Here is a 13400-nt window from a genome sequence, read left to right as displayed (position 1 = left end):
AGATTGCCATACCAGTCATCTTATCTGTTGACTGGTATTGTTGTATGCCGATAAATAAGGAATAATATAGAAGACCGTTTAATAGCGGTAAATAGATAGATGATAGATACCAGCCAAGGGAGCGCTTTAGTTGAACACTCACAACACGGGAGAAAGAATTATTACAGCTTTAAAAAGAAAGATCGTAACGGCACTTGTCAGTAGTTTGTTGTTCGCCTTTATTTTTTCAGTAGCTGGCGGATTTGATTTTTCAGTAAATGGATTCGCAAACATGTATTACTTGAATTTCATGTTTGCTGTTTCCTATGGATTGGCTGCTTCTCTCTTTAGTGACTGGATCAGCAGAAAGATTAGCAAGAAAACGGTGACACGTGAAATTATTTCGCTCGTTTTCCATTGTTTATTTGGATCCATCTTATTGGTGATGAGCCTGGTGTCCGCTATTTCCTTCTTTACAGTGGACCGGTTATTGACGAGGGTGAAAATCGGATGGGCTACGGTTATCATTGCATTAGCTGCCGTAGTGCTGGTTTTCGTCATTTTGCTCAACAAATAGCAGTAAAAAAGCAATAAACGGGAAATTAAAACTCATTGATTGAATAGAGTCCGGCGCAAGCGATTCGTTAATGCTTGTGCCGGGCTTTACGTATAACTAACAACTTAATGTGCGAAATAACTTTTCGATCTGTTAAAGGGATCGGATTCGGTTTTGCTATTGATTGATTGCTTGAACGGATTTTTAGTAGAATTAGGAGAAAGAAAGGAAGTGCCTAAAAATGGAAATGAAAATCTTCATTGTAGAGGACGATCTGGCCATTTTTCAATCATTAAAAGAAAACTTGGAAAAGTGGGGCATGCACATTTCAGGACCGGAAAACTTTCAAGACGTCATGTCTGATTTTAGGGGAGATGAACCACACTTAGTCATTATGGATATCCAATTGCCGGTTTACGACGGGTTTCATTGGTGCCGTGAGATTCGTTCGATTTCGAAAGTGCCGATTATTTTCCTGTCTTCACGCGATCACCCAATGGACATGGTTATGGCGATGCAGATGGGAGCGGATGACTATGTTCAAAAACCGTTTCACTCGGATGTCCTGCTTGCGAAAATACAAGCCACATTGAGAAGAGTGTATTCTTATGGAGAAGAATCTCCTGACACCATGGAGTGGAACAGGGCATTGATCGATTTGAAACGCGGCATGATTCGTTTGGATGGGCAAGAAGAAGAACTGACCAAAAATGAATTTTTCATCTTGACTGTTTTGGTTAAGGCAAAAGGAGAAATCGTCTCCCGTGATGAGTTGATCCGAGCTTTATGGGATGATGAACGATTCGTAAACGACAATACCTTGACGGTCAATATTACACGGCTTCGCCAAAAACTGGCGAATCTGGGTTTAGGGGAAGCGATACTGACGAAAAAAGGGCTGGGTTATGTAGCCGGTACTTCATGATGGAGGGATTTTATGTTTTTCAGCTATATAAATGATATGAAAAGCTGGATATTCTTTTTTTTCCTGTCTCTCTTGTCAGCTGATTTGTTGCTGTGGTTGGATCCAGGAATTGACGTGGAAATTTCTTCGCTGGTTTACGTAAATGCATTACTGCTGATTGCTTTTATTGCATTTATCAGTTGGCGGTATTACCGTGAGACAGCGTACATTCGGCAGTTGGCATTACTGGAAGAAGAAACGGAGACTGACTGGTACGAAGCCTTGCCTGACCCAATATTTGAGCGCGATGAACAGGTAAACGACATGTTGCAAAGTGCAGGCATTTCGTTCTCTAAACAATTGAGTGTAGTTCGGCAAAATACGATTATCCAAGATGATTATATCGCCGGATGGGTTCACGAAGCGAAAGCCCCGCTTACCGCCATGAAACTCGTCATTGATGCAAACCGCAAGGATCCGCATATGCGCAAAATCGAAACAGAATGGCTGCGCATCTTTTTATTGGTCGATCAACAATTATACATATCCCGGCTGTCCTCCTTAGAATCGGATTATGTATTGGAGAGAGTTCCTCTTCAAGAAATCATAGCCGCAGAAGTACGGGAGCTGATGTCTTGGTGCCGGGAAAAGAACTTGGCAATTGAAATGGAAGGCTTGGAAACGAACGTTGTGACCGACAGGAAATGGTGTCGTTTTATAGTACGCCAGATTTTGTCGAATGCTGTGAAATATAGCCCAAGAGATGGGACCATCCATATTGCAGCACGCACAGAAGCCGCAGGACATTGCATTCTGTCCATCAAAGATCAAGGAGCAGGCATACCAGATCATGACATGCCGCGTATTTTCGATAAAGGTTTTACAGGCGGAATGGGGAGGCTCCACAACACTGCGACCGGCCTTGGTCTTTATTTGGCTAAAACAGTGTCTAACAAAATCGGCATCCGGCTGTCAGCGGTATCTACAAAAGACAAGGGAACGATTTTAGAAATGGGGTTCTCACTGGAAAACGATTTTGATCAAATACGCAGGTGACAACATTGTCACTTTGTACACCCTGTTTGTCATGCGAATCAAACGACTGCCGAATTTTTACGCGGTAGTATAAGGATATAAGAAAACAGGGAGGTAAAAAGCATGGCACTTTTAAAAAGAAAATCAAAAACTACTGATCAAATCTCGAAAAATACGGTCTTATATGCTCAAAACGTCCGAAAATCATTCGGTTCGAAGGGCAATGTCCAGCAAGTATTGAAAGGAATAGATCTGCGCGTAGAAGAAGGCGAATTTGTTGGGATCATGGGCGCTTCCGGCGCCGGCAAAACAACCTTGCTCAATATTCTTGCGACGATCGACCGGGCCACGGAAGGGACGATCCTCATCAGCGGTTCGGATATTTCGAAGATGAAAGATGCCGCCATGGCAGCTTTCCGGAGAAACCAGCTGGGCTTTATCTTTCAGGATTACAATTTGCTGGATACCTTGACCGTTAAGGAAAACATTTTGCTTCCGGTATCACTCGGCAAAATGAGAAAGAAGTTGGCGGAAGCGGAATTCCGTACAATCGCCGATATTTTGGGAATTGCAGATCTTGCTGATAAATATCCGCATGAAATCTCAGGCGGACAAAAGCAACGTACTTCTGCAGCGCGTGCACTGATCAATCAGCCTTCAATGGTCTTTGCGGATGAACCGACTGGAGCGCTCGATTCCAAATCCGCTTCATCGTTGCTTGGCACCATGGCAGATATCAATGAGAAGCGTGGCGTAACGATTATGATGGTTACCCATGATCCACTGGCTTCAAGTTATTGCAGCCGTGTCGTGTTTTTGAAAGACGGCAATATCTACACGGAGCTCTATAAAGGAGATAAAACGAGACAAGCTTTTTTTCAGGAAATTTTAAATATACAAGCTGTGCTCGGAGGTGAAAGCATTGACGCTCTTTGATCTCGCTTTCCGCAGCATGCGCAAAAACATCAAACATTATTATTTATACTTTTTCGCACTCATTTTCAGTGTGGTGCTGTACTTCGTTTTCGCTACGTTGCAGCACGACCCTGCGGTTCTTGCACAAAACGAACAGATGAGTACGGCTTTTCTGGCAGCAGGAATCCTGCTGATCTTCATTGCCGGCATCTTTGTGGTCTACGCCAACTCGATTTTCCTGAAAAGAAGAAGCCGGGAAATTGGGCTTTACCAGTTGATTGGATTGAAAAAAAGAGTCGTTGCACGACTTTTGGTTATTGAAAATTTCCTGCTGGGCATCACAGCACTTATATTAGGGATTATTGTGGGAATGTTGGTATCACGTGTTTTCCTATTGCTGCTCATGAAGCTGATCGGTTATGACCTGATGATCGATGTTTCGTTTTCAATGACTGCTGTCATTCAAACCGTTTTTGTTTTCATTGGAATTTTCATGTTTACGACCATTCAAATGATTTCCACCGTTTACCGCAACACCCTCTTGTCCTTGTTCAACACAGAAAAAACCGGAGAGCACCCGAAAAAACCGAAAACCAGAAATGCAGCTTTTCTGGCGATTCTCGGCATCGCCTTAATCGTTTTAGGTTATCTCATTTCGGACAATATGCTGAATGATTTATTTCTTTTTAATATACTGGCTGTATTAGCATCAATTGGTGTAGGGACCTACCTGATTTTCCGCGTCACCATCGGTTGGGTATTTTACAAAATCCGTGATGGAAAAGCAGGCCATCTAGGCTTATCCAACAGTTTATCTTTGGCTCCATTGATGCACCGGTTAAAAGGGAATGCGAATTCGTTGACCATCATCACGATTCTTTCGGCCATGACATTGACGATGCTTGCTGGCGCTTATTCTTTCTACTATGCCACTGAACATGAAACCCGTTCGCAAATGCCTTTCGACTTCATTTTTGAAAAAAATGAAACAGAGGCTACTGAATTGAGCAAAGAGTTTGATGAAAAAGGAATTTCATATACCCATGGGGCCATTGACTTGCTCGTGTTATTCGGTCGGATGGAAGAAGGGGCGATGCCTGTCCCGAGCAATGAATTGTATATCGCCATTGTCAGCGATAAGCAGTTGCAGCAAGCTGGAAGTGACATAGAAGCTCCTGCGGATGGATCGGCAATTTTCTATAGCACTTCATCGATTTCCATGTTCAGAGATGTGATAGAAATGCCGTTGACACTGCATTTAGCTGATGACGAAAAGACCACAATCGAAATCGCAGAATATGCGGAAGGCAACAGCATCAATGGGACGATGCTTTACTCTCAATTAGTGGTTAATGAAAGCACCTATGAGCAGTTAAAAGATCAGTTTACAGCGACAGGCCAGGCGGAAATGAGCCGGGTAGATGGATTTACCATTACCGATTCAGCGGATCTGGAAGCGGCGTCTGAGATTTATGTGCAACGCTATAATACAAGTGGGCACATTGACTATTATTCAGCTTACCAGAGAGCGATTGAAACGAATGGACTGTTGATTTTCATATCGGGCTTTTTAGGACTTGTATTCTTGATCTCGACAGGCAGTATTTTGTACTTTAAACAAATGACGGAAGCTGAACAGGAAAAGAAAAGCTATGGCACCTTGCGCCAGCTTGGATTTAGTGTGAAAGATATCATGCGCGGCATTATCAAAAAACAGGTTTTTGTTTTTGGCTTACCGCTTGTACTTGGATTAGTGCATGCCATCTTCGCCATTAAAGTGCTGTCTTCTTTCTTCCAATCAGACATCGCCTTTGCAGCTTTTGTTGCTATGGCCATGTACACATTTATTTATCTGATCTTTGCTTTCTTGACAGTCGGCTATTACCGGAACACCGTAAAAAATGCCTTATAAGCATTAAAAGACGAAAGGAGTCAGCTCCTTTCGTCTTTTTTATTTTGCATCTCTTGTAATTGATTAATTCATGTGAGGGATTCACCGAGCAGTTTCACAAACGGACTTTTCAAATTAAAAATAAAAGGCAACATTTTTTGGCAAATTATGAACGATAATCTTTTCTTTTCGGCTTTATGTGGAGGTATACTGGAAGTGAGTTTGAGCTAGCATCAGTTACTGGCCAATAATATGAGGCGAGGGATAGAATGTCGAATTTCGAAAGCCATCGAACAATAACGAAACAAAAAGGACAGGATGCATTAAGAAGCAAAAAAAGAAAGCTAACGAAAATACTGTTTTATTTAGTGATGCTGATCGTTGGCTTAGGGGTGGGGATTTTAGTGTTTACCAATATCTATCCGACTTTTGGGAGCAATCCAAGCAAGGAACAAAAAGAAGTTTATGAAACCTTTGCGAATTATGAAGAGGGCAAATTCATTAATCTGCCATCGGAAATCGTGGCTGCTGGCAGTCCCATCACAAAACAGGAGCCCAACTCAGCCAGTGATGAAAGGAGCCCAACCGGCCAAATTCCTCTATCGGAAATCGATTGGGACCAAATCAATGCTGAAGAAGACAGCCTGACTTGGTTGGGGCATTCTGCTTTTATCCTGAGTCTCGATAATAAGAAAATTTTAATTGATCCCATGCTGGGACCGGTAGCTTCACCGGTTTCTTTTATCGGGCCAAAGCGCTATAGTGACGATCTGTTGGATACGATCGAAGAGATGCCTCCTATCGATGCCGTCTTTATCACGCATGACCATTATGACCATTTAGATTATCAGTCCATCAAACGACTGAAGAGCAAGGTTGCCCATTTCTTTGTCCCTTATGGAGTCGGCAATCATTTGGTGAAATGGGGCGTTGAAGAAGACAAGATTACGGAATTGAATTGGTGGGATGAAACTGAGTTCCAAGGATTGACGATTGCCTTGGCTCCAGCCAAACATTTCTCCGGAAGAGGGATCTTAAATCAAAATTCCACGCTTTGGGGCGGGTGGGTGATTATCGGAAACAATACCCGTTTCTATACCAGTGGCGATGGTGGGTATGATGCACATTTCAAAGAAATCGGAAATAAATACGGACCTTTTGATATCGCTTTAATTGAGGGTGGCCAATACGATAGCCGCTGGCCAGATTCGCATATGCAGCCGGAAGAATCGTTACAGGCCAGTATCGATTTGAAGTCCGAAAACATGATGTTGATGCACTGGGGAGCATTTACTCTTGCGCGGCACAGTTGGTCGGATCCGATAGAACGGGCAGTAAAAGAAGCGGAAGCCAAAGAGGTGAAGCTCTTGACGCCGAAAATAGGAGATACGCTTCAATTGAATGAAAGCCTGTCGATTCCTGTTAGCGGCTGGTGGGAATAAGGACGAAAAAGCCATAATGCTACTGGAAAAAGGCAAAGAGGAAGGCAATGCTAATCAGCACTGCGCTTCCTTTTTCTCTTTACAAATAGACTATCACGAACATTTTTCTTTTATCATTTATCCTAATAAATAAGGGTGAAGCAATTGTTTCATCTGTCCATAGTGAGCACAAACGGACAGGATGGCGCATACGGCATTTGGTATGATCAGGATAAGGGGGGAATGGTTATGGGATGGGTCGAATCGTTGCAGCGTGCCATTGATTATATGGAAAAGCATCTCGACGAACCGGTGACGATTGAGCAGATTGCCAAGCAGGCAAATTCTTCTGTGTTTCATTTCCAGCGGACTTTTTCGATTTTGACGGATTGTTCAGTAGCTGACTATTTGCGCAGAAGGCGTCTGACTTTAGCTGCCCAGGAATTATCAGCCACTGACCAGAAGATTATCGATATCGCTTATAAGTATGGCTATGATACCCCTGAAGCTTTTTCAAAGGCGTTTCGGCGGCAGCACGGGGTGTCTCCGAGTGAAGCCAGAAAGCATGTGGGAGAGCTGCAATCATTTAACCGCCTGTTAATCCAGGTGAATTTGAAAGGGGTGGACCCGATGAAATACCGCATTGTGGAAAAGGAAAGCTTCCTGGCAATTGGGGTGAAGCGAGAATTCTCATTACGGGATGGAGAGAACATGACGGGCATATCAAAGATGTGGATGGAGTTAAACGGAGATGGAACGAGTAAAGAGATTGCTGCACTGAAAGACGGAGAGATTGACGGCTTGTTGGGTATCTGTACGGACTACCAGGATGGCAAGACGATGGACTACTGGATTGCTGCCGAAAGCTCACAGCAAGTACCGGAAGGCTTTATGCAGCTGAAGGTGCCAGCGGCTAAATGGGGTGTTTTCGAAGTGCGGGGAGCTATGCCTGATGCCATTCAAAAAGTATGGAAACAAATTTTTTCAGAGTGGTTCCCATCCAATCAATACGAGAACGCAGGCAACGCTGAGATGGAAGTTTATCCTGAAGGAGATCCATACAGTGATGATTATGTATCGGAAATCTGGATTCCATTAAAACGAAAGATGTAAGGGGAAGGAATTGCCAGGGGCTATTCAGAAATTTAAAGATGGTTGTACAGTGGATAGATCATTTTACAATCATCTTTATTTATTCCGTTAAGAAAGTTTCATTACACCGGCGTCTTGATTAATGCGATTTATTTACTAATGATGATTGATAACTTGTAATTTACAAAATCACTCAACCCTATCAAAAATTCATCCAGTCTTTCGTTGGAGGGAAATTTGCATTCCAGGAGGTAGCAACTGTCTCCGCTAATTTTATAGTTCTGAATGACAAAAGGAGTTTGTGCATTTATATAGGAAAGATAGGGCTCGTGGTGGTTGCTTTTCATGATTACACTGATCATTGCATGTACAAAGTAGCCCATCTTCAACTGGTTCACTTTAATGGTATATCCTTCAATTATGCCCGCAGTTTCCAATTTCAACACCCTTGCAGAGGTGGCGGGGCTGCTTAAATGAACTTTTTCACTTAACTCTTTCATGGTGATTCGGCTATTCTGAGAAAGTTCGTCTAAAATTCGCAAATCCGTTTGATCCAAGATTTTTTCAATTCCTTTCGTTTGTAAAGTCAAAGCGGCAAAAGACTTTATTTAATCTATATAAATTTGAATTGGCTATAGTATACAATGGTTGAACACCAAACAAAAGGAGTTGGAATTATGAACATCCGCCACATTCGTAACGCAACCTTGGTTGTAGACTATGCAGGAAAAAAGTTTTTAGTAGATCCATTTTTATCAGAGAAAGGAACGCTTCCGCCTTTTCCGAATTCAGCAAGGCAAGACCAGAAAAATCCGCTCGAGAGCTTACCCGTATCCATTGATGAAGTAATTGGTGGAGTAGACGCCGTAATTGTTACGCATACCCATTTGGACCATTGGGACGATGCAGCAAAAGATGCGTTGCCGAAAGACATGAAATTGTTCACACAAAATGAAGAAGACAAAACCGAGATTGAAAGTGCTGGTTTTACTAACATCGAAGTTCTTCAGGAAGATACGGTATTTGAAGGCATCCAACTGATCAAAACAAAAGGGGAACATGGGAGAGGCGAGATCTTGAAGATGGCCGGCCTTGTATGCGGCGTTGTCTTTAAGCATGAAGATGAAAAAACCCTTTATGTAGCTGGAGACACGGTATGGTATGAAGAAGTACAGAAAACCATCGCTGTCCAGAATCCGGAAATTATCATAGTAAATGCAGGAGACAACCAATTCCTTCAAGGCGGTTCACTTGTCATGAATAAAGAAGATGTTTACGAAGTGCATAAAGCTGCCCCGAAAGCGAAGATAATTGCTGTTCACATGGAGGCAGTCAACCACTGGACATTATCAAGAAAAGAACTGAAAAAATTTGCTCAAGAAAAAGATATGTCTTCAAATGTATTTGTACCAAATGATGGAGAATCTTTTTCATTTTAAAATAACATTCAATGAAAAAAACAAAAAGCCTATCTAATTTTATAAAAGAAAGAAGAAGCTCAAATAAGAAATTGCCCTTAAAGGTGGAGTTTCAGTTATGAGCTAATTGGCTGGCGTGAGCCCGGAAGTGTACCGGACTCTTGCTGGTCATTTTTTGCTTATCCACTACTTTAATGTGTCTAAACCAGCTTCAGCAGTTGCTGTTTTCGAAGAACTTTTATTTCTGCATAAAAAAATACACAAACACCTTTACATACTATAGGGGGGGTATAGTATATTCATTTTGAGAAGTTGATCGTGCAACTGGATGTCATAGATATAAAAAGGAAAGTGAGGGTCTATAAACTAAGAGTACGGTAACCTGAATGGTTCATATTCTGCCACAATCAACGGCGGTAATACTGACGCCGTATGCGTAGCAGGCGATTAGAATAAAAGTACTTACTTCATTATTCGCAGCATTGAGAAATACTCTTGCATATTTGCCGGCAACAACAGCGTCGGTGTCTGCAGTGGGATCCGAAAAGTCGGGTCTTACCTCAGGTCTGTACAATACGTTTTATCAAATAGGATCTGCAATCGGATTGGCCGTTATGGTAGCGGTTGCCGGAGCGGCTTCAGCTTCAAGTGGTTCCGCTGATCCGATTGCGGCGTAAAATGTAGGATTTCACCAAGCGTTCTTTTGGTCAGCAATAGCAGCATTTGCGGGTGCGGTACTGTCACTCATATTTGTACGTACTCCTGAGTTGGCACAAATTCCGGTAGAGGAATAAACGATAGATGATTTCACTTTCAACATAAAGAGTAGATTTCTAAACGAATCAGTTGCTTTGACATAAAATTGTTATTTTTGTATTATACGGGTACAGGGTATATTGATTCGGGAGGCTCAAATTATGGGAGAGAACATTAAAACTACAGTGCAACCTAATAAGCAGCAATTATTGAACCGGTTGAAACGGGTTGAAGGGCAAGTTCGGGGAGTTCATCAGATGGTGGAAAATGATCGCTACTGTGTGGATATTTTGCATCAAGTCAGCGCCATTCAATCTGCGATGAATAAAGTATCTCTCGCTTTATTGGAAGACCACACACACCATTGTGTAGCCAAAGCCATCAAAGAAAATAAAGGCGAAGAAGCGATCAGTGAACTGATGGATGTTATGAAAGCCATGACCAAGTAAGAGAAGAAGTGAAATAATCTGAAAATCCGAAATAGGCGGATCAACTTCAAGAAAGTCAAATCTTAGGGGGAATAATGATGAACGAAACGTTGAAAGTAAAAGGCATGTCTTGTGGACATTGTGTCAATGCGGTTGAATCGAGCGTAAGTAAACTGCAGGGGGTTTCATTGGTAAAGGTGGATCTTAATCAAGGTGAAGTTGCCGTGGAATTTGATGATGGTAAAACATCAATAACTGAAATTCATGAAACCATTAAAGAACAAGGATATGAAGTGGTATAAGAGTGCTGAACAGCACTCTTTCCTTTTAAATTAAATATACCCCTATGGAGTATTTAGAGGAGGGATAGGAAATGGAAAAGAATAAAAAAAATCATTCTAATCACGATTCTCACTATGAAGACACGGATCACTCTGAACATGTTGGGCATAGTTACCATGAAACTCAAGTAAAAGAGGGCATTCATGATCAAAGCAGTTCATCTCAGCAACACAATCATCATGAGCATTCCAATGATAGCGGACATAAGGGTGGACACCATCATCACGGTGATTTTAAAGGGATTTTCTTAAGATCACTGCCGATTGGCATCATCATTCTGTTATTGTCGCCGATGATGGATGTTCGGCTTCCCTTTCAATTCACTTTTCCGTACTCGGATATTTTGGTCGCTGTATTGGCAACCATCTTATTGGTTTATGGAGGGAAACCATTCTTTCAAGGTGCAATAGGCGAATTCAAGCAACAAGCTCCGGGTATGATGGCCTTGGTTTCGTTAGGGCTGTCGGTTTCATATCTGTACAGTATTTATGCAGTACTTGCCCGCTATGCGACGGGCGGCCACATCATGGATTTCTTCTTTGAATTCGCTTCGCTGCTCTTGATTATGCTTCTTGGCCACTGGATTGAAATGAAAGCTGTCGGTGAAGCAGGAGATGCGCAAAAATCACTTGCTGAGCTTGTGCCAAAAGATGCACACGTGGTATTGGAGAACGATTTGATTGAGACGCGTCCGGTCGCCGAGTTGAAAGTTGGAGACCTTGTCCGGGTTCAAGCTGGCGAAAACGTTCCAGCTGATGGCCTCATCAAAAGAGGAGATTCCCGCATCAATGAAGCTTTATTGACGGGAGAATTCAAGCCTGTTGAAAAAGGAATTGGAGACACAGTAATCGGCGGTTCGACGAATGGAGAAGGGGTTTTGTATGTAGAAGTGCTAGAGACGGGCGACCAGTCTTTTATTTCCCAAGTTCAAACCTTGATTGGACAGGCTCAAGATCAGCCTTCAAGAGCTGAAAATTTAGCTCAAAAAGTAGCCGGCTGGCTATTTTATATTGCAATTGCAGCGGCCCTCATCGCTTTTGTCGTCTGGTTGTATATTGCAGACATTCAAACCGCTATTCTCTTTACAGTCACCACGTTGGTTATCGCTTGTCCGCATGCACTCGGCCTGGCGATCCCTTTAGTAATTGCACGGAGCACCAGTTTGGGTGCAAGACGCGGGTTGTTGGTGAAAGACCGTGAAGCATTAGAGCTCGCCAATAAAGCCGATGTGATGATATTGGACAAAACAGGCACATTGACGACTGGGGAATTTAAGGTATTGAACATGGAAACATTGAATGTCCAACATACCGAAGCTGAAATCGCAGCAATCATGGCAGGTATGGAAGGGGGATCGAGTCATCCTATCGCCCAATCAATTGTCCATTACGCTGAGAATCAAGGTATTCAGCCTGTCCGTTTCGATTCGATTGACGTCGTGTCAGGAGCGGGTGTGGAAGGCAGCGCTAATGGCCGCAACTATAGATTAATCAGTCAGAAGACATTTGGAAAAGACGTGGCGATGGATGTTCCGAAAGGGGCTACATTAAGTATATTGGTCGAAGACGGAAAACCAATTGGTACGGTCGCATTAGGTGATGAATTAAAAGAAACGAGTAAAACACTGATACAAGCGTTGAAACATTACCACATACAACCGATTATGGCTACGGGTGACAACGAAACAGCTGCCCAAGGGGTGGCCGAAGAACTGGATATTGAATACAGAGCGAATCAATCCCCACAAGACAAATATGAGTTAGTTGAATCACTAAAGAATAATGGGCAAACTGTAATCATGGTAGGCGATGGCGTAAACGATGCACCCTCTCTCGCAATTGCAGACGTTGGTGTAGCAATCGGAGCCGGCACTCAAGTCGCTATCGATTCCGCAGATGTAATTTTGACGCAATCGAATCCAGGCGATATCGAATCCTTTATCGAATTGGCCAATAAAACCACCAGTAAAATGAAACAAAACCTTTTGTGGGGCGCCGGTTATAACTTTATTGCAATTCCTGTAGCTGCGGGAATTTTAGCCTCCATCGGGATTACGTTGGCTCCTGCGGCAGGAGCGGTTCTGATGTCAGTGTCAACCGTTATCGTCGCGATCAATGCAATGGCGTTGCAACTAAAGAATTAAATCTGTTTGATCTAGTTTTGATAACTGGAAATGAGAAATGGTGCCTTCCAAAAGTTGAATTGCTTTAACTTTGGAAGGCACCATTTTGCAGTAAACTAAAGTCCAATAGAGGTGTGAAAGCTTTGAATGATTGAATCTTATTTATCGGTATCATGCAAGTAATTATACGCAGTCCATTAAAAATAATGAAGCTGTTAATTAAGTATTATCTCTCTGTTTTTAAGGCTTCAGTTTTTACTAATCCCATATGCCAACCATTTATGAAGAAAGATTGTAATAGCACATTATGGAAAAAGAATGCGGACAACGATAGACACATTCTGCTCATAACGTTGTCAGAATACTAGCTCATATAAGGAAGTGTCATTGATAATAAATCTTTGAAATAATATAATTTATGTAAGAAAGCGCTCTCAGTCGAGGTTGAATGGAAATTGCTGCATAATTAAAAGGAGTGTTATGACAAAAAATTCTGTACAGGCTGCAAGGCAACATTCAAGTTTTACTAAAAGGAGCATTC

Annotated in this window: 13 protein-coding genes; 12 read left to right on the top strand and 1 reads right to left on the bottom strand. The window is 42.4% G+C overall.

Annotated elements, in window-relative coordinates; all coding sequences use genetic code 11:
- Positions 1-130: 130 nt before the first annotated feature.
- From H9630_RS12280 to H9630_RS12250, 7 genes are all read left to right on the top strand, one after another.
- Positions 131-556, top strand: a complete 426-nt coding sequence (locus H9630_RS12280) for a hypothetical protein (protein WP_191715776.1) — start codon at positions 131-133, stop codon at positions 554-556.
- 220 nt (positions 557-776) lie between these two features.
- Entirely contained in the window at positions 777-1460 is a 684-nt protein-coding gene (locus H9630_RS12275; RefSeq protein WP_191715775.1) for a response regulator transcription factor, read from the top strand.
- Positions 1461-1472: 12 nt separating this feature from the next.
- The gene (locus H9630_RS12270) at positions 1473-2495 is read left to right on the top strand and encodes a sensor histidine kinase (RefSeq protein ID WP_225218534.1); all 1023 of its coding nucleotides are present in this window, start codon (positions 1473-1475) and stop codon (positions 2493-2495) included.
- Positions 2496-2597: 102 nt separating this feature from the next.
- Positions 2598-3410: an ABC transporter ATP-binding protein gene (locus tag H9630_RS12265; protein WP_191715774.1), complete on the top strand. Its 813-nt coding sequence runs from the start codon at positions 2598-2600 to the stop codon at positions 3408-3410.
- A complete protein-coding gene (locus tag H9630_RS12260; RefSeq protein ID WP_318247998.1) occupies positions 3388-5301 on the top strand; it encodes an ABC transporter permease in 1914 nt (637 codons plus the stop codon). The genes H9630_RS12265 and H9630_RS12260 overlap by 23 nt, the downstream gene beginning before the upstream one ends.
- 335 nt (positions 5302-5636) lie before the next feature.
- Complete coding sequence (locus tag H9630_RS12255) at positions 5637-6722, top strand: MBL fold metallo-hydrolase (protein ID WP_191716053.1); 1086 nt, start codon at positions 5637-5639, stop codon at positions 6720-6722.
- A gap of 228 nt (positions 6723-6950) precedes the next feature.
- Positions 6951-7814, top strand: a complete 864-nt coding sequence (locus H9630_RS12250; protein ID WP_191715772.1) for an AraC family transcriptional regulator — start codon at positions 6951-6953, stop codon at positions 7812-7814.
- Between the two features lie 128 nt (positions 7815-7942).
- Here H9630_RS12250 and H9630_RS12245 read toward each other — a convergent pair whose 3' ends face one another.
- A complete protein-coding gene (locus H9630_RS12245; protein WP_191716052.1) occupies positions 7943-8353 on the bottom strand; it encodes an Lrp/AsnC family transcriptional regulator in 411 nt (136 codons plus the stop codon).
- A gap of 117 nt (positions 8354-8470) precedes the next feature.
- Here H9630_RS12245 and H9630_RS12240 point away from each other — a divergent pair, with 117 nt between their 5' ends.
- From H9630_RS12240 to H9630_RS12220, 5 genes are all read left to right on the top strand, one after another.
- Positions 8471-9232, top strand: a complete 762-nt coding sequence (locus H9630_RS12240; protein WP_191715771.1) for an MBL fold metallo-hydrolase — start codon at positions 8471-8473, stop codon at positions 9230-9232.
- A gap of 512 nt (positions 9233-9744) precedes the next feature.
- Positions 9745-9888 (top strand): hypothetical protein, encoded by a 144-nt coding sequence (locus H9630_RS12235; protein WP_191715770.1) that lies wholly within the window; start codon positions 9745-9747, stop codon positions 9886-9888.
- Positions 9889-10128: 240 nt separating this feature from the next.
- Positions 10129-10416: a metal-sensitive transcriptional regulator gene (locus H9630_RS12230; protein WP_191715769.1), complete on the top strand. Its 288-nt coding sequence runs from the start codon at positions 10129-10131 to the stop codon at positions 10414-10416.
- 74 nt (positions 10417-10490) lie between these two features.
- On the top strand, positions 10491-10697 hold the full coding sequence (gene copZ, locus H9630_RS12225) for a copper chaperone CopZ (RefSeq protein WP_191715768.1): 207 nt from the start codon (positions 10491-10493) through the stop codon (positions 10695-10697).
- Positions 10698-10768: 71 nt separating this feature from the next.
- Positions 10769-12880 (top strand): copper-translocating P-type ATPase, encoded by a 2112-nt coding sequence (locus H9630_RS12220; RefSeq protein ID WP_191715767.1) that lies wholly within the window; start codon positions 10769-10771, stop codon positions 12878-12880.
- Positions 12881-13400: the final 520 nt, after the last annotated feature.

The organism is Planococcus wigleyi (assembly GCF_014836985.1).
Taxonomy (GTDB): Bacteria; Bacillota; Bacilli; order Bacillales_A; family Planococcaceae; genus Planococcus; species Planococcus notacanthi.
The sequence above is the reverse complement of the archived record's forward strand: the minus strand, read 5'-3'. Positions and strand labels throughout refer to the sequence as shown.

Excerpts from the sequence above, each read along its gene's own strand:
- H9630_RS12275 (WP_191715775.1), top strand. The coding sequence starts at position 777 with ATGGAAATGAAAATCTTCATTGTAGAGGACGATCTGGCCATTTTTCAA.
- H9630_RS12270 (WP_225218534.1), top strand. The coding sequence starts at position 1,473 with ATGTTTTTCAGCTATATAAATGATATGAAAAGCTGGATATTCTTTTTT.
- H9630_RS12265 (WP_191715774.1), top strand. The coding sequence starts at position 2,598 with ATGGCACTTTTAAAAAGAAAATCAAAAACTACTGATCAAATCTCGAAA.
- H9630_RS12250 (WP_191715772.1), top strand. The coding sequence starts at position 6,951 with ATGGGATGGGTCGAATCGTTGCAGCGTGCCATTGATTATATGGAAAAG.
- H9630_RS12240 (WP_191715771.1), top strand. The coding sequence starts at position 8,471 with ATGAACATCCGCCACATTCGTAACGCAACCTTGGTTGTAGACTATGCA.
- H9630_RS12230 (WP_191715769.1), top strand. The coding sequence starts at position 10,129 with ATGGGAGAGAACATTAAAACTACAGTGCAACCTAATAAGCAGCAATTA.
- copZ (WP_191715768.1), top strand. The coding sequence starts at position 10,491 with ATGATGAACGAAACGTTGAAAGTAAAAGGCATGTCTTGTGGACATTGT.
- H9630_RS12220 (WP_191715767.1), top strand. The coding sequence starts at position 10,769 with ATGGAAAAGAATAAAAAAAATCATTCTAATCACGATTCTCACTATGAA.